Source organism: Streptosporangium sp. G12 (assembly GCF_052983175.1).
Genome location: NZ_JBRIQO010000042.1, coordinates 14,512 through 40,093 on the forward strand (window position 1 = coordinate 14,512; position 25,582 = coordinate 40,093).

The 25,582-nt window shown below is 72.0% G+C and carries 20 protein-coding genes; 9 read left to right on the forward strand and 11 right to left on the reverse strand.

The annotated features are described in order from the left end of the window. The first annotated feature begins 104 nt into the window (after positions 1-104). Both ACVCAG_RS41880 and ACVCAG_RS41885 read left to right on the forward strand, forming a co-directional pair. A complete protein-coding gene (locus ACVCAG_RS41880) occupies positions 105-1,412 on the forward strand; it encodes an MFS transporter (protein WP_440088844.1) in 1,308 nt (435 codons plus the stop codon). Further along, positions 1,409-2,185: an N-acyl homoserine lactonase family protein gene (locus ACVCAG_RS41885; protein WP_440088842.1), complete on the forward strand. Its 777-nt coding sequence runs from the start codon at positions 1,409-1,411 to the stop codon at positions 2,183-2,185. Before ACVCAG_RS41880 ends, ACVCAG_RS41885 begins: the two co-directional genes overlap by 4 nt. A 28-nt stretch (positions 2,186-2,213) precedes the next feature. On the opposite strand, the gene ACVCAG_RS41890 is transcribed toward ACVCAG_RS41885, so the two are convergent. The 7 genes from ACVCAG_RS41890 to ACVCAG_RS41920 form a co-directional block, all read right to left on the reverse strand. Beyond that, a complete protein-coding gene (locus ACVCAG_RS41890) occupies positions 2,214-4,280 on the reverse strand; it encodes an outer membrane protein assembly factor BamB family protein (RefSeq protein ID WP_447191456.1) in 2,067 nt (688 codons plus the stop codon). A gap of 314 nt (positions 4,281-4,594) precedes the next feature. Further along, positions 4,595-5,314, reverse strand: a complete 720-nt coding sequence (locus ACVCAG_RS41895) for an ABC transporter ATP-binding protein (RefSeq protein WP_447191457.1) — start codon at positions 5,312-5,314, stop codon at positions 4,595-4,597. Continuing rightward, positions 5,311-7,197 carry a branched-chain amino acid ABC transporter ATP-binding protein/permease gene (locus ACVCAG_RS41900; RefSeq protein ID WP_447191458.1) on the reverse strand — a complete coding sequence of 629 codons (1,887 nt, stop codon included), beginning with the start codon at positions 7,195-7,197 and terminating at the stop codon, positions 5,311-5,313. Before ACVCAG_RS41900 ends, ACVCAG_RS41895 begins: the two co-directional genes overlap by 4 nt. Continuing rightward, on the reverse strand, positions 7,194-8,063 hold the full coding sequence (locus tag ACVCAG_RS41905; protein WP_440088835.1) for an ABC transporter permease subunit: 870 nt from the start codon (positions 8,061-8,063) through the stop codon (positions 7,194-7,196). Before ACVCAG_RS41905 ends, ACVCAG_RS41900 begins: the two co-directional genes overlap by 4 nt. A gap of 1 nt (position 8,064) precedes the next feature. Continuing rightward, entirely contained in the window at positions 8,065-9,195 is a 1,131-nt protein-coding gene (locus tag ACVCAG_RS41910; protein WP_440088833.1) for an ABC transporter substrate-binding protein, read from the reverse strand. Positions 9,196-9,348: 153 nt separating this feature from the next. Continuing rightward, positions 9,349-11,091: a thiamine pyrophosphate-binding protein gene (locus tag ACVCAG_RS41915; protein ID WP_447191459.1), complete on the reverse strand. Its 1,743-nt coding sequence runs from the start codon at positions 11,089-11,091 to the stop codon at positions 9,349-9,351. A 50-nt stretch (positions 11,092-11,141) separates the two neighbouring features. Next, on the reverse strand, positions 11,142-12,590 hold the full coding sequence (locus ACVCAG_RS41920; protein WP_440088831.1) for an aldehyde dehydrogenase family protein: 1,449 nt from the start codon (positions 12,588-12,590) through the stop codon (positions 11,142-11,144). A gap of 213 nt (positions 12,591-12,803) precedes the next feature. Between ACVCAG_RS41920 and ACVCAG_RS41925 the strand changes: the two genes are divergently transcribed. From ACVCAG_RS41925 to ACVCAG_RS41940, 4 genes are all read left to right on the forward strand, one after another. Further along, the gene (locus ACVCAG_RS41925) at positions 12,804-13,574 is read left to right on the forward strand and encodes an IclR family transcriptional regulator domain-containing protein (protein WP_440088830.1); all 771 of its coding nucleotides are present in this window, start codon (positions 12,804-12,806) and stop codon (positions 13,572-13,574) included. 15 nt (positions 13,575-13,589) lie between these two features. Continuing rightward, a complete protein-coding gene (locus ACVCAG_RS41930) occupies positions 13,590-14,747 on the forward strand; it encodes a CoA transferase (protein ID WP_440088829.1) in 1,158 nt (385 codons plus the stop codon). Further along, the gene (locus ACVCAG_RS41935) at positions 14,744-15,508 is read left to right on the forward strand and encodes a citryl-CoA lyase (RefSeq protein WP_440088828.1); all 765 of its coding nucleotides are present in this window, start codon (positions 14,744-14,746) and stop codon (positions 15,506-15,508) included. Before ACVCAG_RS41930 ends, ACVCAG_RS41935 begins: the two co-directional genes overlap by 4 nt. A gap of 247 nt (positions 15,509-15,755) precedes the next feature. Continuing rightward, a complete protein-coding gene (locus ACVCAG_RS41940) occupies positions 15,756-16,730 on the forward strand; it encodes a ThuA domain-containing protein (protein WP_447191460.1) in 975 nt (324 codons plus the stop codon). A 109-nt stretch (positions 16,731-16,839) separates the two neighbouring features. On the opposite strand, the gene ACVCAG_RS41945 is transcribed toward ACVCAG_RS41940, so the two are convergent. After that, positions 16,840-17,475, reverse strand: a complete 636-nt coding sequence (locus ACVCAG_RS41945; protein WP_447191461.1) for a TetR/AcrR family transcriptional regulator — start codon at positions 17,473-17,475, stop codon at positions 16,840-16,842. A 177-nt stretch (positions 17,476-17,652) separates the two neighbouring features. Here ACVCAG_RS41945 and ACVCAG_RS41950 point away from each other — a divergent pair, with 177 nt between their 5' ends. The 3 genes from ACVCAG_RS41950 (at position 17,653) to ACVCAG_RS41960 (ending at position 21,589) form a co-directional block, all read left to right on the forward strand. Further along, positions 17,653-18,864 carry a cytochrome P450 gene (locus tag ACVCAG_RS41950; RefSeq protein WP_447191462.1) on the forward strand — a complete coding sequence of 404 codons (1,212 nt, stop codon included), beginning with the start codon at positions 17,653-17,655 and terminating at the stop codon, positions 18,862-18,864. A 40-nt stretch (positions 18,865-18,904) separates the two neighbouring features. After that, positions 18,905-19,105 (forward strand): 4Fe-4S domain-containing protein, encoded by a 201-nt coding sequence (locus ACVCAG_RS41955; RefSeq protein WP_440088824.1) that lies wholly within the window; start codon positions 18,905-18,907, stop codon positions 19,103-19,105. Between the two features lie 264 nt (positions 19,106-19,369). Beyond that, positions 19,370-21,589, forward strand: coding sequence for a LamG-like jellyroll fold domain-containing protein (locus ACVCAG_RS41960; RefSeq protein ID WP_447191463.1), 2,220 nt, complete (start codon positions 19,370-19,372; stop codon positions 21,587-21,589). A gap of 205 nt (positions 21,590-21,794) precedes the next feature. Here ACVCAG_RS41960 and ACVCAG_RS41965 read toward each other — a convergent pair whose 3' ends face one another. Genes ACVCAG_RS41965 through ACVCAG_RS41975 form a run of 3 tightly spaced genes read right to left on the reverse strand, consistent with a single transcriptional unit; the run spans position 21,795 to position 25,530 of the window. Continuing rightward, positions 21,795-22,295: a 2Fe-2S iron-sulfur cluster-binding protein gene (locus ACVCAG_RS41965; protein WP_440088820.1), complete on the reverse strand. Its 501-nt coding sequence runs from the start codon at positions 22,293-22,295 to the stop codon at positions 21,795-21,797. Continuing rightward, the gene (locus ACVCAG_RS41970) at positions 22,292-23,218 is read right to left on the reverse strand and encodes an FAD binding domain-containing protein (protein WP_440088819.1); all 927 of its coding nucleotides are present in this window, start codon (positions 23,216-23,218) and stop codon (positions 22,292-22,294) included. The genes ACVCAG_RS41965 and ACVCAG_RS41970 overlap by 4 nt, the downstream gene beginning before the upstream one ends. Next, a complete protein-coding gene (locus ACVCAG_RS41975; RefSeq protein WP_447191464.1) occupies positions 23,215-25,530 on the reverse strand; it encodes a xanthine dehydrogenase family protein molybdopterin-binding subunit in 2,316 nt (771 codons plus the stop codon). The genes ACVCAG_RS41970 and ACVCAG_RS41975 overlap by 4 nt, the downstream gene beginning before the upstream one ends. Between the last annotated feature and the right edge of the window lie 52 nt (positions 25,531-25,582).

Below are 25,582 nucleotides of genomic sequence, written 5' to 3' on the forward strand. Positions count from 1 at the left end.
ATCCGGCAGGTAACCGATCGGCAACACCCTTGTAACGTACGAACCAGTGAGTTAGTTTCCTGCCATCGCGCCATCCCCCTGATCTCCCAACGTGAGGAGCGCCCGTGACAGTGCAGGGTAAACCCCGCAAGGCGGCCGCGGCGGCCTGGATCGGCAGTGCCTTGGAGTACTACGACTTCTTCATCTACGGCACCGCGGCCGCGCTGGTCTTCAGCAAGATCTTCTTTCCGGCCTCCTCGCCCGCGACGGGCACGCTCCTGGCGCTGGCCACCTTCGGCGTCGGCTACCTGGCCAGGCCGGTGGGCGCCTTCGTCCTCGGGCACGTGGGTGACAGGTTCGGCCGCAAGAAGGTGCTGGTCGTCACCCTGGTGATGATGGGCGTGTCGACGTTCCTGGTCGGCTGCCTGCCCACCTACGACGAGATCGGCGTGCTCGCGCCGATCCTGCTGGTACTTCTGCGCCTGCTGCAGGGCTTCTCCGTCTCCGGAGAACAGGCGGGCGCCAACTCCATGACGCTCGAGCACGCCCCCGAGGGACGGCGCGCCTTCTACACCAGCTTCACCCTCAACGGCACCCAGGCCGGGCAGATCATCGCCACCGCCGTCTTCCTGCCGATCGCCGCGCTGCCCGAGGAGCAGCTGCTGAGCTGGGGCTGGCGGGTGCCGTTCTGGCTGAGCATCGTGGTGGCCGTGGTCGGGCTGATCATCCGGCGCACCCTGGAGGAGACGCCCGCGTTCGAGCAGGAGGTCGCCGGCAACACCGTCGCCAAACTCCCGCTGGCCGTGCTCTTCCGCGACCACTGGAAGGACGTGCTGAGGGTGGTCGTGGCCGCGGTCATCGCCTCGGTGAGCACGATCTTCACCGTGCACGCCCTGTCCTACGCGGTCAACACCGTGGGGCTGGAGCGAGGCCCCATGCTGTGGGTGGGCGTCCTGGCCAACGTCGCGGCGGTGATCACCATCCCGCTGTGGGGCATGCTGTCGGACAGGGTCGGCCGCAAGCCGGTCTTCATCGGCGGGTCGCTGGGCTGCGCGGTGCTGATGTTCGCCTACCTGTGGTCGATCTCCACCGGCAGCTACGCCCTGATCTTCGTGCTGGGCATCGCGATGTTCGGTGTCGTGCACAGCGCCACCAGCGCGGTCTGGCCCTCCTTCTACGGCGAGATGTTCACCACCAAGGTGCGGCTGTCCGGCATGGCGGTCGGCACCCAGTTCGGCTTCGCGATCGCCGGCTTCGCGCCGACGGTGGCCACCGCGCTCGCGGGCACGGGCAAGGAGAGCTGGTTCGGCGTGTCGGTCATCGTGGCGGTGCTGTGCCTCGTCAACGTGGCCGCGGTGGCGACCGGCCGGGAGACCTACCGGGTCCCCACCGAGCAGCTCGGCCTCAAGCGCGCGGAGCCGTTGAAGGTATGAACGAGTTCCGCGTCCACGCCCTGCGCTACGCCGTACGCGACGCCCGGCGCGGGGAGCACTTCCACGGCTACGACGCCCGCGCGGGGCAGCCGCACCCCACCTCGTACTACGTGTGGCTCGCGGTCTCCGAGCGGCACACCGTCGTCGTCGACACCGGCATCGGCCGCACGCGCGCCCAGGACGTCGAGGGGCTGGACTACCGCACCTCGCCGGTGGAGGCCGTGGCCGCGCTGGGCGTACCCGCGGACTCCGTCGGCCACGTGGTGCTGACCCACCTGCACTACGACCACACCGGCACCGCGCGCGAGTTCACCTCCGCCCGCTACGTCCTGCAGCGGGCGGAGCTCGACTACTGGACCGGCCCCTGGGCGGACCGCCTCACCAGGGAACGCCGGCTGCTGAACGACGACGACCTGGCCCACCTGCTGGCCGCCCGCGAGGACGGGCGCGTGACGCTGGTGGACGGTGACGCCGACGTCGTGCCCGGCCTGAGCGTCCACCTGGTCGGCGGGCACACCGCGGGCATGCAGGTGGTGCGCGTCAACACCGCGCGCGGCGCCGTCGTCCTGGCCTCCGACGCCGCCCACTTCTACGAGAACCTGGAGGACGACCGCCCCTTCCCGATCCTGCACAGCATGACCGGCATGTACGGCGCCTTCGACAGGATCGGGCAGCTGGCCGGCGGCCCGCATCTCGTGGTCGCCGGCCACGACCCGGAGGTGCTGGAGCGCTTCCCGCAGCTGGGGCCCGACGTCGCGGTGATCTCCGGCTGAGCGGGCCGGCACCCGGCCGCCCGCACGGTCAACGGGGCAGGACCTCGATCTTGCCGGTGGGGCGGGCGCTGAAGGGGTCGTTGAAGAAGAACTCGCCCGGCCGGGTGAAGGTGTACCGGAACGACTCGCCCGGGTTGAGCCTGACGTCGAACAGTCCCTCGAAGAACTGGGTGGCGCCGTGGACGTTGACGTTGTCCGCGGGGTTGACGAAGGTGACCGTGGTGCCGACCGGTACCCGCAGGTGGGTGGGGGCCATCGCGTTCACCGCGGCGGACTCGGTGGCGCCGACCTGGCCGGTGGCGGCGTTGTAGGTGCGGGCGAGCACGACGGTGTCGTTCACGGCGCTCCCGTCGACCGGGCCGCCGGAGACCGGCCGCCGGACCACCGGTGCGGGCGGGGTGGCCGCGGGGGGCACGGTGCCGCCCAGCCTGAAGGCCCACAGGTGGTCGCCCCGGGTTGCCGAGTCGCCGTAGGGGATGCTGGTGCCGCCCGCGTAGACGGCGATGTACTGCTCCCCGTCGATCTCGTAGGAGATCGGGCTGCTGCTGACGGCGGCGCCGGTCTGCCAGCGCCACAGCTCGCGGCCGTCGCGGGCGTCCAGGCAGAGCAGGTTGCCGTCGGGCTGTCCGATGAACAGCAGGTCGGAGGCCGTGGTGAGGATGCCGTTGCCGTGCGCCAGCGAGTACGGCATGTTCCGCTTCCACCGGACCCGGTTGGTGCCCGGGTCCACGGCCACCACCCCGCCGGTCATGTACTCGCCGGGCGGCCGCAGCCCGTTGGACGGCTCGGTCAGCGAGTGCGCCGCCGCGACGTAGCCGAAGCCGGTGTACACCAGCCGGGTGCTGTGGCTGTAGGACTGGTGGTTCCAGTCGGCGCCGCCTCCGTGCCCGGGGATGGTGAGGATCGGCTCGTCCCAGTGCGGGGTGTACAGGGAGCCGATCCGGTAGTTCGGGACGGCGCGGTGCGGGAGTCCGGGGATCTCGGTGCCCAGCGGCTGCCGTGCGGGGGTGAGCTCGGTCCAGCCGCCCTGGCGGGGGAAGGGCTGGGTGGGCCAGGTCTTCTGCCGGGGCTCCTGGGGCACGGGCACCTCGTCGATGCCCAGCGGGGCCGAGCCGTCGGCCCGGTCGAGGATGTAGTACATGCCGGTCTTGCTGCCGTAGACGACGAGCTTGCGGGTCCGGCCGTGGACGCGCGCGTCGAGCAGGACGGGCGCCATGACGTTGTCCATGTCCCAGATGTCGTGGTGGACGGACTGGAAGTGCCAGCGGTGGGCGCCGGTCTTCAGGTCCATCGCCACGATCGAGTTGGCGAACAGGTTCTGGCCGCCGCGCTCCGAGCCGTCCTGGGAGGAGCGGGCGCCCCTGGCGTTGCCGAACGTCCAGTAGACCAGGCGCAGATCCGGGTCGATGGCGCAGTGCATCCACGGGGTGGCGCCGCCGGTCTGCCAGGAGTCGCCCTCCCAGGTGTCGTGGCCGAACTCGCCGGGGCCTGGAGTGCCCCAGAAGTGCCAGACCAGGTCGCCGGTCCCGGCGTCGAAGGCGAGCGCGGCACCGCGCGGGCCGTCGTTGGTGCCGCAGTACAGCATGCCGTCGTGGTAGGTGACCGCGACCTTCTCCAGGTTGCCGTAACCGTTGTGCTGCCGCTCCCAGACCACCTGGCCGGTGCGCTGGTCGAGGGCGATGAGCCAGTTGTCGTTGGCGCAGGTGTAGACCCGGCCGGCGCCGACCGCGACGCCGCGCCGGGTGACCGCCCCGCGGGTCTGCGGGTACTTCCATCTGACGGTGCCGGTGCGGCCGTCCACCGCGGTGACGTTGCCCAGGGCCGACTCGATGTAGAGCACGCCGTCCACGGCCACGGCGGTGCTCTGGCTGTTGCCCGCCATGAGGCCGCCCTCGATGTTGTTGACCCAGGCGGCCCGTAACCGTTTGACGTTGCCGCGGTGCAGGTCGCGCAGCCCGCTGTAGTTCTGGTTCGCCAGGTTCCCGCCGATCTTCGGGAAGTCGGTGTCGCGCCGGTGGACGGTCGCGGTGGCCTGGTCTGCCGGGGCGAGCACGGCAGCGGCGGCGGCCATGAGCAGCTCTCTGCGACGGATCATGATCATCCTCTCACTAGTCCACCAGGTGGATTGATAGTTCCGAGTGATGGACGCACGATAGATCTTGCCTGTAGGGGGGTCAATGCTTCTGGGGCCGGTATGCGGATCATTGGTTCCATCAGACGGACCATGGGTGATGCTTGGGCCGAGCACGCCGATCGGCGGGAGGGCGGAGACGGTCGGGCGAGCGGAGAGGGCCGGCCGGAGGAAGCGGCCGGCCGGGTGGAGACGGCCGGAGGCGGCCGGACGGGGGGAGACGAACGGCAGCCCGAACAGGGCCGCGCCCGTGGCCGGCAGCGCCCCCGGCCGGGCCGTCAGAGGCCCAGGTAGATACGCCGTACCTGGGGATCGTCACGAAGCTCGGCCGAGGTGCCGGTGGCGGCGATCTCCCCGTTCTCCATCACCAGGCAGGTGGTGGTGACGTCGAAGGTGAGCTTGGCGTTCTGCTCGACCAGCAGGATGGCCAGCCCGTCGGCGTTGAGCCGCTTGAGGACGCCGGCGATCTCCGCCACGAGAATCGGCGACAGGCCCATCGAGGGCTCGTCGAGCAGCATCATCTTGGGCCGGCACATGAGCGCCCGGCCGACGGCCAGCATCTGCTGCTGCCCGCCGGACAGCGCGCCGGCCAGCCGGTGGCGCATCTCGGCGAGGACCGGGAACAGCTCGAACACCTCGTCGATGGGCGTGCTCTTCCAGCTACTGGTGTAGGCGCCGAGCAGCAGGTTCTTCTCCACGGTGAGCCCGGGGAAGACATGCCTGCCCTCGGGGACGTAGCCGAGCCCGTGCCGTACCAGGGTGTGCGGCGCGGCGCGCAGCAGGTCGTGCTCGCCGAAACGGATCGCCGTGGCCCGGCGGGGCGCCAGGCCCATCACGGCCTTGAGGGTGGAGGACTTGCCGGCGCCGTTGGCGCCGATGATGCCCAGCGCCTGCCCCGGCCCGACGGTGAAGCTCACGCCGTGGGCGGCGCGGACGCCACCGTAGTGGACCGACAGGTTCTCGACGGTCAGTGTCGGGTTCGTCGTCGGGGTCGTCATCGGGTCGCCTCCTCGACGGCGGACTCGGTGGGTGCGGCCATGGAGTCGCCGAGGTACGCCTGCACGACGGCGGGGGCGACCGCGACCTCGGCGGGGGTGCCGTCGGCGATCACCTTGCCGCCGGACAGCACGGTGACGTGGTCGCACAGCGACATGACCAGTCCCATGTTGTGCTCGATCACCACCACGGTGACGCCGGAGTCCCTGATGGAGCGGACGATGTCGCCGAGCTGGCGGACCTCCTCGCCGTTCAGCCCGGCGGCGGGTTCGTCGAGCAGGAGCAGCGACGGCGACATCGCCATCGCGCGGGCCATCTCGATGCGGCGCTGGATCCCGTACGGCAGCGAGCGCGGGACGGCGGCGGCGTAGTCCGTCAGCCCGAACCTGGCGATGATCTCGTCGGCGCGTGCCCCGAGCGCCCGCTCGTAGCCGAACACCTTCCAGGGCAGCGCCAGGTAGCGCCAGATCCAGGAGGTCCTGGTGCGGTCGAGGCCGAGCAGCACGTTCTCCCGGACGTCGAGGTCCTCGAAGAGGCGCAGGTTCTGGAAGGTGCGGGCGACCCCGCGCTGGGAGAGCCGGTACGGCCTCGCCCCGGTCACGTCGTCCCCGTGCAGGCGCACCGCGCCCGCGCTGGGCGTGTAGAAGCCGCTGACGATGTTGAACAGGGTCGTCTTGCCCGAGCCGTTGGGGCCGACGACGCCGCGGATCTCGCCGGCGGTGACCGCGAGGGAGACGTCGTCGAGGGCGGTCAGCCCCTTGAAGCGCATCGTCACGCCCCGGACCTCCAGCACGCCCGCGTCGGCCGTTCCCTCCGCGCCGGCCGTTCCCTCCGCGCCGGCCGTTCCCTCCGCGCCGGCCGTTCCCTCCGCGCCGGCCGTTCCCTCCGCGCCGTCCGCACTGTCCGCGGCCCGGTCGTAGGGCTGGAAGGGGTGCAGCCGCACCCGCGTTCCCGGGTCGCGGCGCCGCAGCAGGGACCGGAGCCGGCGGGGCAGCCCGGCCAGCCCCGTGGGGGCGAAGACCACCACGAGGACCACCACGACGCCGTAGCCGAGCTGGGCGTAGGCCGAGGCGTCCAGCAGCGCCTCGCGCACCATGGCCAGCGCGACGGCGCCGACGACGCAGCCGAGGATGCTGGCCCGCCCGCCGATGATCACCATCGCGAGCAGCAGGAACATGTTGGCGATGTTGAACGACTCGGGCGCCACGAAGCGGATGAGCCCGGCGTACAGGACCCCGGCCAGGCCGCCGTACAGGCCGGACAGCACGAAGGCCGTCATGCGCAGCAGCGGGATCTCCGCGCCGAGCGCGCCGGCCGCCAGGTCGTCGTCGCGCATCGCGCGCAGCCTGCGGCCGAGCGGCGAGTGCGTGACGAACAGCGCGAACGCCAGCGAGAGGACGAAGACCACCAGCTCGACGTAGTAGAAGAGGTACGCGCTGGACAGGTCGAGCCCGAACAGCACCGGCGCAGGGATGTCGCTGATGCCCTCGGCGCGGCCCGCGATGTGGGCGTTGGTGACCCAGTTGGTGAAGGCCAGCGCCAAGCCGAGGGTGACGATGCCGAGATAGTGCGACTGCATCCGCAGCGCCGGGACGCCCACCAGTACGCCGAAGACCACGGACACGACCAGGGCCAGAGCCGCCGCGCTCCAGAAGCCGAAGCCCGCCCGCGTGCACAGGATGGCGACGGTGTAGGCGCCGACGCCGAAGAAGGCGACCTGGGCCAGGTTGATCTGCCCGGCCACGCCCATGGTCAGACCCAGGCCGATGGCGAGGATCGCGAAGATGATCGCGACGTTCACCACGTGCATGGAGTAGCCGCCGAGCCCGTACGGCAGCAGCCAGGCGGCCACCGCGAGGGGGACGAGGTATGCCAGACGTCTCATGCGCGGTTCACCGTCGTCTCTCCGAAGATGCCGGTGGGGCGGATCATCACGATGACCGCGAACACCAGGAACGTGACCAGCTCGGAGTACTCCTGGAAGTTGCCGGCCGCGAAGGCGTCCAGCAGCCCGAAGGTCATGCCGCCGACGATCGCGCCGGGCATGCTGCCGAACCCGCCGAGCATGGCCGCGGCGAACCCCTTGATGCCCAGGGTGCCGCCCATGGTCGGGTTGACGTACAGCATCGGCCCGATCAGGCTGCCCGCCAGTGCCGCCAGGCCCGCGCCGATCGCGAAGGCCATCGCGTTGCTGCGGCCGACGTGGATGCCGACCGCGGTGGCCGCCTGGTGGTCCATGGCCACCGCCTGCATGGCCGCGCCGCGCTTGGTGCGCTGCAGGAACAGCGCGAGCAGGCCGGTGGCGGTCGCCGCGACGGCGATCACCAGCAGGCTGTAGGTGGGAATGCGGATCCCGCCCAGGTCCAGCGGCGCGGTAGGGACGGGGGAGGGGACCGCGTGCCCGGTCGCCCCCCAGACGAGCACCGCGCCCGCCTCCAGGACGGCGCCGAAGCCGATCGTGCCGATCAGCATCAGCGTGAAGTCCTTGTTCTCCAGCGGCCGCAGGAAGCGCTCGATGACCAGCCCGATGAGGCCGGTGACCCCGATGGCCACCGCGACCGCGATCGCGAACGGCAGCTGGGTGGCCAGGTAGAACGTGGAGGCGGCGTACGCGCCGATCATCACGACGCTGCCGTGCGCGAAGTTGACCAGCCCCATCGTCCGGTAGACGATCGAGAAGCCCATCGCCACCAGCGCGTATACCGCTCCGAACGTGACCCCGCCGATCAGGGTCTGGAGGAAGACCTGCACGTCAGCTCGCGTCCTCGGGAACGACCGTGCCGCCCTTGACCAGGCCGATCTTGGTGGCGTGGATGCCGACCCCCGACTCGTCGTAGTCGTAGTCGCCCAGCAGCCCGGCGCGCTTCACGCCGCGGATGGCGTCGGCGAGCGGCCGGCCGCCCGCGCCCTTGGTCTGCTTGAGCGCCTCGATCAGGATCGACGCGCCGTCGTAGGCCTTGGCGACGTGCATGCGGGCGTCCTCGTTGTAGGCGGCCTTGTACTTGGCGGCGAACGCCTTGATGGGCTCGCTGGCCTCGTTGCTCAGGTACGGCGAGCTCACGACGGATCCCTCGGCGTTGTCCAGGCCCGCGGTGGTCGCGTACACGTCGGTGCCCATCGGCGCGCCGCCCGCGAACAGCGCCTTCAGGCCCAGCTCGCGCGACTGCTTGGCGATCAGGCCTGACTGGACCTCCTCGGCGCCGATGAACAGCACCTCGGGTTCCTGCTCGCGGATCTTGGCGAGGTTGGCGTTGAAGTCCTTCTGGTCGGGGGTGACGACCTCGTCGGCGATCGCGGTGACGTTCCTGGACTTGAGCGCGGCCAGGAACGCGTCGTGCTCGCCGGCGCCGTACGCGCCGTTGTTGCTGATCAGCGCGATCTTCTTGTAACCCTTGTCGTCCACCAGGTACTTGGCGAGGGTCTCGTCGAACGTGACGCTGGTCGGCGCGTTCAGGAACAGGAACGGGCTCTTGAGGTCGGCGAGCTTGGGCGACTGCCCCGAGGTGATGTTCGGGATCTCGGCGTCCTTGAGGATCGGGGCCATCGCCAGGGTGACCGCGCTCTCGGCGGTGCCGAGCATCGCGACGTAGCCCTCGCTGGAGATCTTCCTGGCCAGGTTGGTGCCCACCGTGGGGTCGCCCTGGCTGTCGAAGAGGTCGAGCTTGATCTGCCGCCCGTTGACGCCGCCCGCCTTGTTGGCCTCGTCGACGGCGAGCTTGACGCCCTTGTGCTCCCACTGGCCGAGCGGGCTCAGCTGCCCGCTCTGCGCGTTGATGTTGGCGATCTTGATGGGGCCGGTGGCGTCCGCCTCCTGGGCGGCCTGCTGGCCGGGGGCGGAACAGGCGGCGAGCGCCATCAGCGCCGTCAGGGCCGTCAGGGCCACTGCGGAAATGGAAACTCTTGCGGAGAACAAGTGATTCACCTCATTGGGGGGTGGAGGAAAGTGCGGTGATCGACACGGCCCCGTAATGCACGGACTAGTACGTTAGTTATACGGCCTGGCGAAACCCGGGGAAATACCGAACGGGCAACGGTTTCAGTCGGGGAAAACACCCTGATAGATGTCCTTGATGTTCCAGTGGCCGGGGGTCGGCACGGGCTCGTTGACCATCGGCACGTCGATGAGCGCGGGCCGCCGGTTCGCCACCGCCGCCCGCAGGGCCGCCCCGAACTCGTGCGGCGCGGCGACGGTGTGGCCGTCGGCGTCGCACGCGGCGGCCAGCGCCGCGAAGTCGGGACTGTAGGGGAGCCCGGCGGGGTCGGTGAAGTCGCAGCCGTGGCTGCGGCCGAAGTTCGCGGACTGCAGGTCGGAGATGGTGCCGTGCGCCCTGTTGTTCATCACCACGAAGATCACCGGTGCGCCCTGCTCGACGGCGAGTGGCAGGGCGGGCAGCTGGGCCCCCATGCCGCCGTCGCCGATGAGCGCGACCACGACGCCGTCGGGGCGGGCGAGCTGGACGCCGACGGCGGCGGCCGGGCCGAACCCCATGGTGGAGGCGCCGCCGGGGGCGATGAAGCGGCCCTCGGCCGGCAGCTCGTAGCACTGCGCGACGCCGTTCTTGTTCCAGCCCACGTCGGTCACCAGGGTCGCGCCGGGCGGCAGCGCGTCGCGCAGGTCGGCGAGGATGCGCTCGGGCCGCAGCGGGAAGGCGTCGCTGCGGCCCCGCTCCCGGCTCCCGGCGAACAGCTCCGTCCTGGCCTCGCGGATGCGCTCGCGCAGCTCGGGCCGGTCCGCCCGCGGATGTGACGTGACGGCCTCGGCCAGGGCCCGCACCGCGAGCCCGACGTCGGCGACGGCGCCGATCTCGACCGGGTAGTTGCGGCCGATCTCGGCCGGGTCGATGTCGATCTGGATCAGTTTGCCGCGGTCGCCGAGCGTCCAGGTGAAGCGGGGATCCCATGAGCTGGCGTCGGTCTCGGCGAACCGGGTGGCCAGCGCCAGCACCACGTCGGCGTCCCTGGCGTAGGCGTTGGTCAGCTCCAGCCCCCAGAATCCCGGCATGCCGAGCACCAGCGGGTGCGCGTCGGGGACGGTGCCCTTGGCCATCAGCGAGTGCGCGATCGGGATGTCCAGGTGCTCGGCCAGCGACAGCAGCGCCTCGGCGTCCTCGCGCAGGCCGCCGCCGACGTACAGCAGCGGCCGCTCGGCGCCCGCGAGGGCCTCGGCGATCCGCTCCGCCGTCGCGGCGGGCAGGCCGGGCGGCGCGGCGTGGCTGACCGGCGGGTACGGCGCCGCGGGCCGGGAGAGGACGTCCATCGGCACGTTGACCAGCACCGCCCCCGGCCTGCCCGTCGTCGCCGTCCAGAAGGCCCGCTCGACGGACCGGCCCACGTCCTGGGCCCGGCGCACGTTCCAGGCGCGCTTGACGAAGGGCCGGAAGACCGACGCCTGGTCGGCGTCGGCGTGCAGGTTGATCTCCTGGTGCGGGTGGCGGCCGTGGTAGTAGGACGGGATGTCGCCGGAGATCACCACCATCGGCACCGAGTCGAGCGCGGCGGTCATCACCCCGGTGGCGGCGTTGGTCAGGCCGGGACCGACGTGCACGAGCAGCACGCCGGGCCTGCCGGAGGCGCGGGCGTAGCCGTCGGCCGCGTGCGCCGCCGCCTGCTCGTGCCGGGCGATGACGAAGCGGATACGGCTGTCGGCCAGCGCGTCGAGCACGGCGATGTTGGTGTGCCCGCAGGTGCCGAAGACGTACTCGACGCCGAGCTCCTCGAGCTGGGCGACGAGCGCGTGGGCGACGGTGGTCACCGGTCTTCCCAGACGGTCGGCGGTCACTGCTCTCCCCGGATGGTCGGTGGTCACCGGTTTCCCCGGATGGTCGGCGGTCACTGGTCTCCCCAGATGGTCAGCCCGCGAAGGAGCAGGGTCTTGGTCACGGTGAAGTCCTCGATCATCCAGCGGGGCGACTCGCGGCCGATGCCGGAGTCCTTCACGCCGCCGAACGGGAGGTGGTCGAGGCGGAAGTTGGACGAGCCGTTCACGACCAGGCCGCCGACCTCCAGCTCGCGCCAGGCGGTGACGATGCGGCGCACGTCGTGGGTGAACAGCCCGGCCTGCAGGCCGTAGCTGCTGCGGTTGCACTCCCGGACGACCTCGTCGAAGGCGTCGTAGGGAAGCACGGCGACGAGCGCGCCGAAGACCTCCTCACGGACGACCCTCGCGTCGGCGGGCGGCGTGACGACCACGGTCGGTTCCATCACCGCGCCCGTCCGGCCGCCGCCGGTCGTCACGGTCGCGCCGCCGCGCGCCGCCTCCTCGGCCCAGCGCGCCACCCGCTCGGCGGCCTCGTCGTCCACCATCGAGCCGACGTCGGTCGCCGGGTCGAGCGGGTCGCCCACCGTCAGCGCCCGCACCTCGCCGGTCAGGGCACGGGCGAACTCCTCGAACCGGCTGCGCTGCACGTAGACGCGCTGGACGGAGATGCAGCTCTGGCCGGAGTTGCTGTATCCGGTGCGCGCGCAGATACGTGCGGCCTCCGCCACGTCGGCGTCCTCGCAGACGATGGTGGCGGCGTTGCCGCCGAGCTCCAGCAGCACCCGCTTGGGCCCGGCGGCGTGGGCGACGGCGGCACCGGCCCTGACGCCGCCGGTGAAGCTGATCACGGCGATCTCCGGCGCGGCGCACAGCCGCGCGCCCACGTCCCCGCCCCCGTGCAGGACCTGGACGGCCTCCTCCGGCATCCCGGCCTCCAGCAGCAGCCGGACCAGGGCGGCCGAGACGGCCGGGGCCTGCGGCGGCGGCTTGACGACCGTGGTGTTGCCGGCCGCGAAGGAGGCGGCCAGCTTGTGGGCGAGCAGGTTCGCCGGGGCGTTGAACGGCGTGATCGCGAGCACCGGGCCGGCCGGGGCGCGCTGCGTGATCGCGGTGTTGCCCACCCCGCGGGCCCAGCCCGCCACGGGCAGGACCTCGCCGCCGATCGCCCTGGCCTCGGCCGCCGCGACGGCGAACGTGTCGGCCACCCGCAGCATCTCCCCGCGGCCGTCCTTGAGCGGCTTGCCCAGCTCCAGGGCGAGGAGCCGGGCGAACTCCTCGGCGCGGGCGGTGACCGCGGCCGAGGCGCGCTCCAATATCGTCGCGCGGGTGGCCGGGGCGAGCCGCGCGACCGCCCCGGCACTCCGGCGCGCGTAGTCGAGCGCGGTGGCGATGTCGTCGGGACCGGCGAGCCGGGCCCGGCTCACGACCCGCCGCACGTAGGGGCCGACGCGGTCGGAACGGGGGCCCGCACCCAGCCACTTCCCGGCGATCAGGCATTCGGCTTCCTGGACTGCGTCCATGTCATCTCCATAGAGATCCGCTTGGCGGTTCTCAAGAACCGCACTGTGGATTGCCTCACGGTATGAGGAGGGTAAAGGTTCTGGCAAGGGGCAATTGATCCGCATGGTGGTTCATCTGGACCGCTGGGCGGACTGGTGTTAGCGTACGGACCGCATGCGAGAGTGAGCGGAAAAGGTTCACCTTCGACTCACAAGTGAGGACCCGTGCCTTCGATGAACAACCCGGCGGTCTCCGGTGACAGCGGTGGCGGCGTGCGCAGCGTCCAGCGGGCGTTCGACATCCTGTCCCTGCTCACCGACGACCGCCGGACGCTGACGATCCGCGAGGTCGTCGACGAGACGGGGCTGGCCAAGACGACGGCGCTGCGCCTGCTGCAGACCCTGGAGCACATGGGGCTGCTGTGGGCCACGCGCAAGGGCTATGCGGCGGGGCCGGCCCTGTGGCGCTGGGCGCATCTCGCGCGCGACGCCTGGGAGCTGCCCCCGGAGACCGTGCAGCTCATGCGCGAGCTGGGGGAGCGGCACCGGGAGACCGTCAACCTCTACGTCCTGCGGGACGTCCACCGCATCTGCATCGCCCAGCAGGAGAGCCCGCAGCCGCTGCGCCATGTCGTGCGGGTCGGCGACGAGCTGCCCCTGTGGGCGGGCGCCGCCTCGAAGGTCCTGCTCAGGGACGCCCCGGCGAGGCTGCTGTCGAGGGTCTGCCAGCTCTCGCCGTACGGCGAGGAGCACCTGGCGACGTTGCGGGAGTGGATCGCCGGAGTGGCCGGGGACGGCTATGCGGAAAGTCACGGCGAGCGCGAGCCGGGCCTGTCGGCGGTGGCCGCCCCCGTGACGGGCGCGGCGGGCGCGACCGTGGCGGCGCTCTCGCTGAGCGGTCCGACGGTCCGCTTCGGCGAGGAACGTGTCCAGGAGTTCGCCGCGGACCTGCGGGAGGCGGCCAAGCGCATGTCGGACCGCGGCTTCGACCATCCCCTGACCTGACCTTATGGAGCGTGAATGCAGCAGTTGCCACTGGACGGCATCAAGGTCGTGGACCTGACCAACGTTCTGGCCGGGCCGTACTGCAGCTACCAGCTGATGCTGTTCGGCGCGGAGGTGGTCAAGGTCGAGATGCCCGGCGACGGGGATCTCGCCCGCCGTCTCGGCCCGGACCCCGAGCTCAACCGGGAGGGGCTCGGCGCCTCCTTCCTGGCACAGAACGCCGGGAAGAAGTCGGTCGAGATCGACCTGAAGAGCCCGGCGGGCAGGCAGGCGTTCGAGGCCATGGTGGCCGGCGCCGACGTCCTGCTGGAGAACTTCAGGGCCGGGGTCCTGGCCAGGCTCGGTTACGGCTGGGACCGGCTGCGGGAGCTCAACCCCGGTCTGGTCTACTGCGCGATCTCCGGGTTCGGCCAGAGCGGCCCGATGAGCGGGGCGCCCGCCTACGACCAGATCGTCCAGGGGCTGTCCGGCATGATGAGCGTCACCGGCACCCCCGAGACGGTGCCGCTGCGCGTCGGCTTCCCGATCTGCGACTCGATCGGGGGGCTGATGGCCGCACTGGCGATCTCCGCCGCCCTGGCCGGGCGCGCGCGCGGCGGGACCGGCTGCTTCCTGGACCTGTCGATGCTGGAGGCGTCCATCTCCGCGATGGGCTGGACGGCCTCCAACTACCTGGTCAGCGGTGTCGAGCCGGAGCCGATGGGCGACCAGAACGCCACCGCCGCGCCCTCGGGCACCTTCGAGACGGCCGACGGGCCGCTGAACATCGCCGCCAACCAGCAGGTTCAGTTCGAGACGCTGTGCCGCCTCGTCGGGCGGCCGGACCTGCCCGCCGATCCCCGGTTCGCCGCGAGGGAGGCGCGCAAGACCCACCGCCGGGCCCTGAACCACGAGCTCAACCTGGCGTTGCGGACCAGGACGGCGCTGGAGTGGGAGGAGATCCTCTCTCGAGGGGGCGTCCCGGCCGCCCGCATCCTCACCGTGGCCCAGGCGCTGGCGCTCGGCCAGCTCCGCGGGCGCGGCTTCCTCACGGAGCTGCCGTTTCCCGGCGGCGACGAGCGCCGCGTGACGGTCACGGGCAACGGCGTCCTGGTCGACGGCGCCGCGTTGCGCCCGCGCGCTCCGGCTCCCCTCCTCGGCCAGCACAACGTGGAGTTCGGAGTGACGTCATGAGCGGCGTGGGCGACATGAGCGACGCAGCCGACTGGTGGGGAACGGCGGTGTCCCGGATCGAGCCCGACGTCATCGAGCTGCAGGGCCGGCCGGTGCAGGAGCTGATCGGGAAGGTCGGCTTCGCCGAGATGATCTGGCTCATGCTCCGCGGCCGGCTGCCGGACGAGCGGCAGGCCGCGCTGCTGGAGGCGGCGCTGGTCTCCTCGGTGGACCACGGCCCGCACGCCCCGTCGATCGCCGCCGCCCGGATGGCGATCACCTGCGGCGTCGGGCTGAACAACGCCGTCGCCACCGGCGTCAACCTGCTGGGCGACGTGCACGGCGGCGCGGGGGAGCAGTGCGTGGAGATGCTGGAGGAGGTCGTACGCACCGGTGACGCGGCCGCCACGGTGGCCCGCCGGCGGGCCCGCGACAAGTATCTGCCCGGGTTCGGGCACCGTTTCCACACCCGCGACCCGCGCCGCGACCCGCTGCTCGCCCTGGTGGACGAGGCGGTGGCCGGCGGGGTGGTGGCCGGTGCCCACCTGCGCGCGGCCCGGCAGGTGGAGGAGCTGATCAGCCCGGTGCCGATGAACATCGACGGCGCCACCGCGGTCATCTACGCCGAGCTGGGCTTCCCCGCGCCGCTGGCCCGCGGCCTGTTCGTGCTGAGCCGCAGCGTGGGAATCCTCGCGCACGCCTGGGAGGAGTCGGGCCAGGGCCGGCGCAACAAGGGGCCCATGCCTCCCTCCATCCTGCCCACCGACCTCAGGGCGCGGTGACCGCTCATCTCGCCTGCCGGCCTCAGGCTTCGGGGACCGCCGTGCTGACGGAAAAGCCGCGTCGTTCCGTCGGCGCCATCCTCGCGGCGATCCATCAGGCGGATCGCCGGACCCGGATGACGGACGCACGATAGGCCGGACGCGGCGATGAAGCAAGAGCTTGTTCAGGGCGTCGGCGCTGGATACGCTCGAGACCTCCCAGTGGACCAAGCGATCCATCTAGTGGACCAAAGCACGTGAGGTGCTCATGCGCGTCAGGCGTTCGTCCCTGTCCATCGCCGCCCTCGGCGCGGCGGCACTCCTGCTCACCGTCACCTCCCCCGGTTCCGCGGCCTCTCCCGGTTCCGCGGTCTCGCCGGGCCACGGCAGGGGGGCCGAGAACCTCGGCGACCCCGACTACGGCGTCTGCCGGGGCACCGACCCCCGCTGCTACCACAACTGGGGCAACTTCGACCCCGCCGAGGGCTATCGCCTGCTCGTCTACAGCCGCACCGCCGGACCTCGCCACGCCCATCTGGGGACTCCCCTCGGCCCCGGCCTGAACCCGCCGCTCAACGACGACAACGTCGCGGTCAGGGCCATGGTCGGGCTGGGGGCGGAGAACGGGTTCGCCGTCGACTACACCGAGGACGTCACCCAGCTGTCCTCTGCGGGCAGGCTGCTGTCGTACGACGCCGTGATGTTCCTCAGCACCACGCGCGACACCCTCGACGACGCCGCGCAGACCGCCCTGCGGCAGTACGTCCGCGCCGGCGGCGGCTTCGTCGGCGTCCACAACGCCTTCGGCACCGAGTACAACTGGCCCTGGTACGAGGGCCTGCTCGGCAACGCCAACTTCTACGACCACAGCGCCAACCAGCCCGGAGTCGTCGAGACCGTCGGCAGGCGGGACGTCTCAACCCAGGGGTTGCCGAAGCGCTGGGCCTTCTCCGACGAGTGGTACAACCTCGTGCCGTTCCCGACCCGGGTCAGGGTGCTGGCCAAGGTGGACGAGAGCACACTCGCCCGGGGGGTGCGCGGCGGCCTCGGCCACCCCGGGCACGGAGACGACCACCCGGTCAGCTGGTGCCAGTACTACGACGGCGGCAAGGCCTGGCTCACGACCCTCGGCCACGACGTCAAGGCATGGACCGACGAGCCGATGGAGGGCGACCGGTACTTCGTCCAGCACCTGCTCGGCGGGGTGAGATCGGTGCTCGGCATGGCGCCGTTCTGCCGCTGATCCGAGGGGCCGGGCCGCCGCCGGACGCCACCGGCCGCCGCGGGCGCGCCGGCGGCCCGCATGGGCTCGAAGCTCCCCCGGGAGGACCCCCGGGACGCGGCGGGCGGTCTCAGGTGGGCGTGCCGGCGTCGACGCGGTAGAGCGCGCTGAAGAGCGGCCAGGTCAGGGTGGCCATCTCGGCGGGGGGTCGCGGGCATCCGCGCTGGAGCCAGTCCGCGGCCACGCCGATGAGCGCTCCCGCGGTGAACGCGGCCGGGACGTCGTGCGGGATGTCCGACGGAGGGCCGGAGTATCCCACCGGATCATCGGCGGTGATCTGGTGGAGGCGCTCGTGGACGGCCGCGGCGATGCGGCGGCGGATGTGGTCGACGACGCGTGCGCTGCCCTGCGGCCCCAGCAGGGTGCGGTAGAGCCCGGCGTGCTCGGCGAGGCTGGCGAAGAACGCCTCCAGCGACTGGGTCGCCTCCGGCGCCGGGTCCGCCGTCTCCGGGCCGGGGCCGGGCAGGGACTCGATCAGCCCGTCGATCATCGCGGTGCAGGCGGCCTCGGCGAGTTCGTGGACGTCGCGGTAGTGGTCGTAGAAGGTCGAGCGGCTCACGCCGGCGCGTTCGGCGACGTCGGCGACGGTGATCCGGGAGAGGTCCCGCTCCTCGACGAGCTCGATCAGCGCGCGTGCCAGGGCCGTGTGGGTGCGGCGCACGCGCCGGTCACCGGAGGGGGGGTCGCTGTTCTTGGTCGTGGCCACGTTCTTACTTTACCGTCAACCTACATCTGTAGGTTTCCCGACATCTGTAGGGTAGCGTGAGGGTGCATTCGTCACCCGGCGTGCGGCTCCTCCTCTCACGCCCGCGTGACAGCGGAGCACGGTACAGGCACGCACCACACGGCCCGCCCGATCCATCCGTTCGCAAGGAGATGACGCATGAGTGCCGACGAGCAGGTCCTGCGCTACCCGATCCCCAACGACAGGGCTCTGGAGCCGCCCGCGGAATGGGCCGAGCTGCGCGGCACGTGCCCGGTGGCGCACGTGGAGCTGCCCAGCGGTGACCGGGCGACGCTGCTGACCCGCTACGCCGACGTCAGGCAGGTGCTCGCCGACCCGCGCTTCACCCGCCAGCTCACCGCCCCCGACGCGGCGCGGCTGTCGGCGGAGGGCGGCGGAGTCTTCAGCAGCGAGATGGCGCAGATCATCCCCGACGGGGGCGAGGAGCACCAGCACTGGCGGCGCCTGGTCGGCAAGTGGTTCACCGCCAAGCGGATGGCCGCCCTGCGGCCCTCGATGGCCCGGATCGCCGAGGAGCTCATCGACGACATGGTCAAGCGCGGCGCCCCCGGTGACCTCAGGGCGGACCTGGGCTTCCCGCTGCCGGTGTACGTCATCTGCGACATGCTCGGCGTGCCGGCCGCCGACCGGGACCGGTTCTCGTACTGGTCCGACACCCTGCTCAACCTCACCCGCTACACCAAGGCCGAGACCGAGGCCGCCCAGGTGGAGTTCTTCCAGTACATGTCCGAGCACGTCGCCGCCAAGCGCGCCGAGCCGGGCGAGGACCTGCTGAGCGAGCTGATCGCGGCCGGCGGCCCCGAGGACGGCGGGCTGTCCGACATCCAGATCCTGGTCACCGGCATGGGCCTGCTGGTCGCCGGGCACGAGACCACCGCCAACATGATCGGCAAGATGGTCTCCATGCTGCTGGCCGACCGCGGCCGGTGGGAGCGGCTGCTCGCCGACCCCTCGCTGGTACGCACGGCGGTGGAGGAGACGCTGCGGCTCGACGCCAACTCCGGCTTCGGCCTGCCGCGCTACCTGCCCGTGGAGACCGAGGTGAGCGGTACGGCCCTGCCCCGCGGCACCACCGTGGTGTGCAGCATGGCCGCGGCCAACCGGGACGAGAGCGTCTTCGAGGCCGCCGCCGAGATGGACCTGAGCCGCAGCCCGAACCCGCACCTGGCCTTCGGCGCGGGCGCCCACTCCTGCCTGGGTCAGTCACTGGCGCGCACCGAGCTGCAGGTCGTGCTCGAGGTGCTGCTGCGCGGGCTTCCGTCCCTGGAACTGGCCGTCCCGGTGGAGGAGCTGGAACGAGTCGAGGGGCTGGCCGTCGGCGGCCTGCGCACGGTACCGGTCCGCTGGTGACCGGGCACCGCCCCACCCGACAGGCAGAGAGGAACCCGGTATGAAGGTCACCGTGGACGAGGACAAGTGCTGCGGCGCCGGCCAGTGCGTGCTGATCGCGCCCGAGGTGTTCGACCAGCGCGACGACGACGGCATCGTCGTCCTGCTCGAACCCGAGCCCGGCGCGGACCGGCACACCCTGGTCCGTGAGGCCGCCGCGGTCTGCCCCGCCGCCGCGATCGCGCTGAGCGAGCAGGACTGAGCGCCGGACGCGCTCGTTCCCCGTTGTGGCCGGGTGGAGCCGTGGGCCGCTGCCGCGTCTCCTCCCCGGCCTCACGTACAGGTCGGTGAGACGGCGTTCGGTCAGGGCGCGGCCGATCGCCTCCACATCAGAATAATGTTCTTATGTCGTGATTTCTCTATATAAAAAGGCGCATACTGCGATCGGTAACGGCGGCTGCGGGGGCCGTCGCAACGGTTTTCCGACCGCTACGGGGAGTTCATGGCAAGGCTGTCTCGCTTCCGCATGTCAATCGTCTTCACGATCACCGTGTGCGCGAATCTCGTCGCGCCCGCCACCGCACACGCCGTGGTGCCCGAACCAGGTCTCGTCGCCGCGTACGGACTGAACGAGGGGACCGGAACAGTCGTCGGCGACGCGTCCGGCAACACGAACAACGGCACGGCCACCGGTACCTCGTGGGTGCCGGGCAGGTACGGCAGGGCGCTCGCCTTCGACGGCGCGTCGAGCCTGGTCACGATCGCCTCCTCGGCGAGCCTGCGTCCCACCGCCGCGCTGACGGTCGAGGCGTGGATCAACCCTTCAGGCACCGGCCGGCACCCGGTGCTGGTCAAGGACGCCGACGGCCGGCCGGGCTACGCGCTGTCGGAGTCCGACGGCGCGGAGTACGGCGACAGACCTCCTTCGGCATCGGTGAACACGGGCACGGTCCGCACGGTGAAGGCGCGGCGGGGCCTCTCGCTGAACGGCTGGCACCACCTCGCCACCACCTACGACGGCAGCCGGCTGCGCCTCTACATCGACGGCGAACTCGACCGGTCCGTGCCGGTGGCCGGTGCCGTGCGAGCGGGGGACGGCCCCCTCCACATCGGCGGCCATCCGGCGTGGGGCGCGTACTTCAAGGGTGCGATCGACGAGGTGCGCGTCTACAACGTGGCCAGGACGCGGGCGCAGATACAGCTGGACATGAACAATCCCGTCACCGGGACCGACGCGCCGCCGACGACCCCGACCGGTCTGACCGCGTCTGCGTACCAGGCCAATGTGGGCCTGGAGTGGACGGGGTCGACCGACGACAAGGGCGTGCGCAGGTATGACGTCCACCGCTCGACCGTCTCGGGGTTCACCCCGTCGGACGACACCTGGATCGGTTCGCCCGCGTTCGACTACGCGACGTTCCTCGGGGACGCGGGCGCCCCGTCCGGGGTGTACTACTACCGCGTCGTCGCGATCGACACCGCCTCCCAGGCGAGCCCTCCGTCGGCACAGGTCCAGGTGACGGTCACCGCCCCGGGCAACCCGCCCTCGGCCCCGGGACCGCTCATCGGCGGCGGCCGTGCCGACCGGGCCGAACTGAGGTTCACCTTCGCCGACGGCCACTGGGGCGTCGGCGCCTACCAGGTGCATCGCTCGCCGACGGCCGGTTTCACGCCCACCCCCCGGACCCGGATCGCGACCATCCAGACGGCCCTCTACACCGACCGTCCCCTGGACGAGGGGACCTACCACTACCGTGTGATCGCGGTCGACGGCGCGGGACAGTTCGGGCCCGCGTCCAACGAGTTGCGGGCCCGGATCCCCGACCTGCCGCCGAGCACGCCGACGGCGGTCGCGCAGGGCGGCGTCGGCCAGGCCGTCGTCACCTGGACCGCGGCCACCGACGACGAGGCCGTGAGCGGCTACGAGGTCTACCGGTCGACCTCCTGGAACGCCCAGTTGGGCAGCGGAACGATACTGGTGGCCAGAACCGGCGCGTCCACGCTTTCCGTGGTCGACACCGGCCTGTCGCCAGGGCACTACTACTACCGGGTCCGGGCGATCGACAACGCGGATCAGCCGGGTGAACTGTCCGAGTCGGCCCCCGCCGACCCCACCACCTGCGCTCCCGCCGACTGTCTCGTGGCAGCGTACGGGATGAACGAGGGCGCGGGCACGACGGTGGGGGACTCGTCGGGGGCGGGCAACACCGGGACCGCCGCCGAGACGACCTGGGCCACCGGCAGGTTCGGCAAGGCCCTGTCGTTCGGTGGTTCCCACACGGGTGGGGTGCGGGTTCCCGACTCGGTGTCCCTGCGCGCGGACACGGCGCTCACCATGGAGGCGTGGGTCTACCCGACCGGCGCCGGGTCCGCGGCCGGCCAGAGCATCCTTCTGAAGAGCCCTCCCTGGGGCTCCGGCGAGTACGGTCTCTCGATGGGTCCCTCGGATCCGGAGCAGGGGCCGTACGCGTCAGTGGCGTCCAACACCACCCTGAACAGGCCGCCGCTCCCGCTGAACACCTGGGTGCATCTGGCGGGGACGTTCGACGGTGACGTCATCCGGCTGTACGTGAACGGGACACCGGTCGCCGAGAGCTACCCGGGAGTCGGCCCCGTCAGGGCGGACGTCTTCAGCCCCCTGCTCATCGGGCACAGCGGTTTCACGGGACTGATCGACGAGGTCCGCGTCTACACCACCGCGCTCACCGCGGCACAGATCCAGGCCGACATGAACACACCCCTCTGACCCGACCGCGTCCGATCACCCGTACCCGCGGCACGCCGGCGCCGGGGACCTTCGACGGGCCCGCTCACCCAGCGGGATCGCGAACCGTCTCCGGCGCCCAGGCCGGGGGCGGGACTCCAGCCCCGGGAAGGCGCGCCCGTGGCCGGCGTGTGGACGGGGAGGGCGACGGACGGGGCCGGCACCCGCCGCTCTCGCCGAGGTGACCTCAGGATCGGAGGTCACCTCGGGACGGGCTCTCCGGCCGTTCGCCCGCGGCCCGCGCGATCGCGCGCCGGATGGGTTCGTAACCGGTGCACCGGCAGATGTTGGAGCCGACCAGGGCGGCGACGCGCTCCGGGTCGTCGCCGAGGGCCGGGTCCGACTCCAGCGCCCCGGCGGCCACCATCAAAAAGCCCGGCGTGCAGAAACCGCACTGCAGGGCGTGCTCGGCGGAGAAGGCCCGCTGCAGCGGATGGGGCTCGCCGCCGGGGCCGGACAGCCCTTCGACGGTACGCACCGAGCCGCCGTCGCACTGCACGGCCAGCATGAGGCACGACCGGACGGCCTCGCCGTCGACCAGCACCGTGCAGGCCCCGCAGACGCCGTGCTCGCAGCCCAGGTGCGTGCCCGTGAGGCGGCAGTCCTCGCGCAGCACGTCGGCCAGAACGCGCCGGGGCTCCACGTCGAGCGCGCGCTCCTCGCCGTTCACCGTGATGGTGATCCTCATCGGTGGCCTCCTCGGGACGTGCCGGCCCGCGACAGCCGATCCCTCGCCGCCTCGCACAGGGTCCTGCCGACCAGGACGGCGACGGCCTGGCGCCGGTACTCCACGTCGGCGTACGGTTCGGGCAGGGGCGCGGCGTCCTGCTCGGCGGCGACGCGGCCCGCGCGGGCGAACGGGTGGTCGCCGGGCACCCGGCGTCCGGTCGGGGGCGTGATCTCGGCGCCGATCAGCGCCTGCTCGGCGGCACGGGCCCGTACCGGCCGGTCGGCGCAGTTGACGAGCCCGATCCTCGCCTCGGTGATCACCCCGTCGGGCGCGGTGAGCGTCGCCGCCACGGCCACCTGGGCGAAGCAGAAGTGCGTGCGCCGGTGCTCGACGAAGCCGACGCCGGTGTCGTCCGCGAGCAGCGGGAACCGTACGGCGGTGATGAGCTCGTCCGGCGTGCGCGAGGTCAGGAACGGCCCGAGGAAGTAGTCGCGAGCCGCGATCTCGCGTGGGCCGCCGGCGCCGTGCACCTCGACGGCGGCGTCGAGGGCGAGGGCGAGGGCGCACCACTCCGCGGCCGGGTGCGCCCAGGCGAGGCTGCCCACCAGGGTGCCGCGGGAGCGGATGGGCGGATGGGCGACGTTGACGACGGCGCGGGAGAACAGGGTGCCGAGCGGGCCCGGCACGGCCCGTTCCCGCTCGAAGGCGGCGTGGCGGATCAGGGCGCCGACCCGCAACGTGCCGTCGTCGACGCTCATGTGGTCGAGCTCGGCGACGCGGTTGATGTCGACCACCAGCTCGGGGCGGATGCGCTGCAGGCGCATCTCCAGGACGAGGCTCTGGCCGCCGGCGAGGACCCGGGCGTCCCGCCCGGAACCGAGGGCGTCGACGGCCTCGCGCACCGTGCGCGGCACGACGTAGTCGAAGGCGGCGGGTTTCACCGGACCTCCTCCGGGAGTTTCGGGGCGCGGGCCGCCCGCCACACCACGTCCGGGGTGAGCGGCATCTGCAGCAGGCCGGGGTCGGCCAGCCGCAGCGCGTCGGCCACCGCGTTGACGATCGCGGCCGGAGTGCCGATGCAGCCCGACTCTCCCGCCCCCTTGGCGCCCAGCGGCGTGCTGGGGCTCGGCGTGCGGGTGTCCCTGAGCTCGATGGGCGGGATCTCGGCGGACGTCGGCAGCAGGTAGTCCAGCAGCGCCTCGGCGAGCAGGGGCACGCTGTTCTCCCCGAAGGGGATGCCCTCGTACAGCGCCTGGCCGATGCCCTGCACGGCCGACCCGAAGGCCTGCCCGCGCACCATGGCCGGGTCGAGCACCACCCCGCAGTCGTCCACCGCCACCAGCCGCAGCACGCGCACGGTGCCGAGCTCCGGATCGACCTCCGCCACCGCCGCGTGGGCGCCGAACGGGAACGCCATGCCCGACTCGAACCGGCCGCCCACCCGCATCGGCCCGGTCGCCTTCACCAGCTCGGCCAGGTCCATCGCCGCCGAGCCGCCGTGGACGGTGTGCACGGTGCCGCCGGACCACGCCACCTCCTCCTCCGGCACCTCCCACAGAGCCGCGGCCCGCGCCCGCGCCTCCTCGACGAGGAGCGTGGCGGCGTTCCGCAGCGCCGCGCCGGCCACCTGCGCCGACCGGCTGGCGAAGGAGCCCACCCCGTCCGGCTGCTCGTCGGTGTCGCCCTCGACCAGCCGGACCCGCGCCCCGTCCACACCGAGGGTCTCGGCGACCAGCGCCGGGAAGACCGTCTCGTGGCCCTGGCCGCTGGAGGCCGTGCCGCAGCGGGCGGTGACCGTGCCGTCCTCGTGCGCCTCGACGCCGGCGAACTCGTGCAGCCCCCCGGGTTCGCCACCGGAGCGTTCCACGTAGCAGGACAGGCCGATCCCCAGGGGGAGGGACTCCGGGTCCGTCCGGCGGCGGGCCTGCTCGGCCCGCCATCCGTCGTGGTCGAGGGTCTCCAGCGCCAGGTCGAGCGCGGCGGCGTAGTTCCCGCTGTCGTAGCGCCGCCCGGTGGGCGTCTCGTAGGGGAAGTCCTCGGGCGGGATGAAGTTGCGCCGCCGCAGTTCCGCCGGGTCCATTCCCAGCCGGCGGGCCAGCGTGTCGATCGACCGCTCCAGCGCGATCGCCGCCTCGGGGCGCCCCGCGCCTCGATAGGGGTAGGTCACCATGGTGTTGGTGAGCACCGAGCGGACGGTGGCGTGCACCCTCGGGGTGGTGTACGGACCCGTCGCCATCCAGGCGGTCTGCATGGGCAGCCCGACCCCGATGTGGGGGTAGGCGCCGACGTCGGCGTCGATGTTCAGCTCGTACGCGAGCAGGCGTCCGTCGGCGTCGGCGGCGAGCCGGACCTTCTGGTCCTGGCCCCGGCCCCGGGTGGCGACCATCATGGACTCCAGCCGGTCCTCGATCCACCGGACGGGACGTCCGAGCTCCACCGCCAGGAAGGCGACCGCGATGAACTCCGGGAAGGTCGCGCTCTTCGACCCGAACGCGCCCCCGGTGTCCGGCACCACCACGCGCACCCGCTCGACCCGCGGACCCAGCAGCGCGGCCAGCTCCCGGCGCAACCGGTGCGGTGCCTGATGGCCCGACCACACCGTCAGCAGGTCTCCCTCGGGCACGGCGAGGATCGTCCTGCACTCCATGGGGGTGGGCATCAGCAACTGCTGGCGGTACCGGCCCTCCACCACGACCGCCGCCTCTCGCCACACCGACTCCTCGATCGGCTTTCCGGCCTCCCCCAGCAGGGCGACGTTGCTCAGCCCGTCGAACAGGCGGACGGAGTCGTCCGCGGCGGCGGACGGCGTCACCACCGCGGGCAGCGGATCGATCCGGAAGGTGACCTCGGCGGCCCCGTCCTCGGCCCGGTAGCGGTCCTCGCCCAGGACCACCGCCAGCGCCTCGCCCGGGTAGCGCACCCGGTCCCTCACCAGCACCGGCCACTCCCGGCCGGCCACGGTCTCCTCCGTGGACAGCTGGGCGAGCATCGCGTACGGAACCGGGGGCAGGTCCTGCAGCGCGGCGGCCGACCGCGCGCACGGCGGCATCTCGGAGAGATTCGCGGCGGACCAGGCTCCCACCACTCCCGGCACCTCGCGGGCGGCGGAGCAGTCCACCTCGCGCAGTACGCCGTGCGCGACGTCGCTTCTCACGAACACGGCGTCCAGGCAACCCGGCACGTCCATGTCGGCGACATAGCGGCCCTCACCGGTGAGCAGCCGTTCGTCCTCACGCCTTGACCATTGCTCCACAACCAAAACCTCCGCGCCGCGCAAGTCATCGCATGGTCCGGTCAATTTCCAG

Excerpts from the sequence above, each read along its gene's own strand:
- ACVCAG_RS41940 (WP_447191460.1), top strand. The coding sequence starts at position 15,756 with ATGCGCGTCAGGCGTTCGTCCCTGTCCATCGCCGCCCTCGGCGCGGCG.
- ACVCAG_RS41955 (WP_440088824.1), top strand. The coding sequence starts at position 18,905 with ATGAAGGTCACCGTGGACGAGGACAAGTGCTGCGGCGCCGGCCAGTGC.
- ACVCAG_RS41925 (WP_440088830.1), top strand. The coding sequence starts at position 12,804 with ATGAACAACCCGGCGGTCTCCGGTGACAGCGGTGGCGGCGTGCGCAGC.
- ACVCAG_RS41935 (WP_440088828.1), top strand. The coding sequence starts at position 14,744 with ATGAGCGGCGTGGGCGACATGAGCGACGCAGCCGACTGGTGGGGAACG.
- ACVCAG_RS41895 (WP_447191457.1), bottom strand. The coding sequence starts at position 5,314 with ATGACGACCCCGACGACGAACCCGACACTGACCGTCGAGAACCTGTCG.
- ACVCAG_RS41885 (WP_440088842.1), top strand. The coding sequence starts at position 1,409 with ATGAACGAGTTCCGCGTCCACGCCCTGCGCTACGCCGTACGCGACGCC.
- ACVCAG_RS41950 (WP_447191462.1), top strand. The coding sequence starts at position 17,653 with ATGAGTGCCGACGAGCAGGTCCTGCGCTACCCGATCCCCAACGACAGG.
- ACVCAG_RS41890 (WP_447191456.1), bottom strand. The coding sequence starts at position 4,280 with ATGATCCGTCGCAGAGAGCTGCTCATGGCCGCCGCCGCTGCCGTGCTC.
- ACVCAG_RS41930 (WP_440088829.1), top strand. The coding sequence starts at position 13,590 with ATGCAGCAGTTGCCACTGGACGGCATCAAGGTCGTGGACCTGACCAAC.
- ACVCAG_RS41965 (WP_440088820.1), bottom strand. The coding sequence starts at position 22,295 with ATGAGGATCACCATCACGGTGAACGGCGAGGAGCGCGCGCTCGACGTG.
- ACVCAG_RS41920 (WP_440088831.1), bottom strand. The coding sequence starts at position 12,590 with ATGGACGCAGTCCAGGAAGCCGAATGCCTGATCGCCGGGAAGTGGCTG.
- ACVCAG_RS41960 (WP_447191463.1), top strand. The coding sequence starts at position 19,370 with ATGTCAATCGTCTTCACGATCACCGTGTGCGCGAATCTCGTCGCGCCC.
- ACVCAG_RS41900 (WP_447191458.1), bottom strand. The coding sequence starts at position 7,197 with ATGAGACGTCTGGCATACCTCGTCCCCCTCGCGGTGGCCGCCTGGCTG.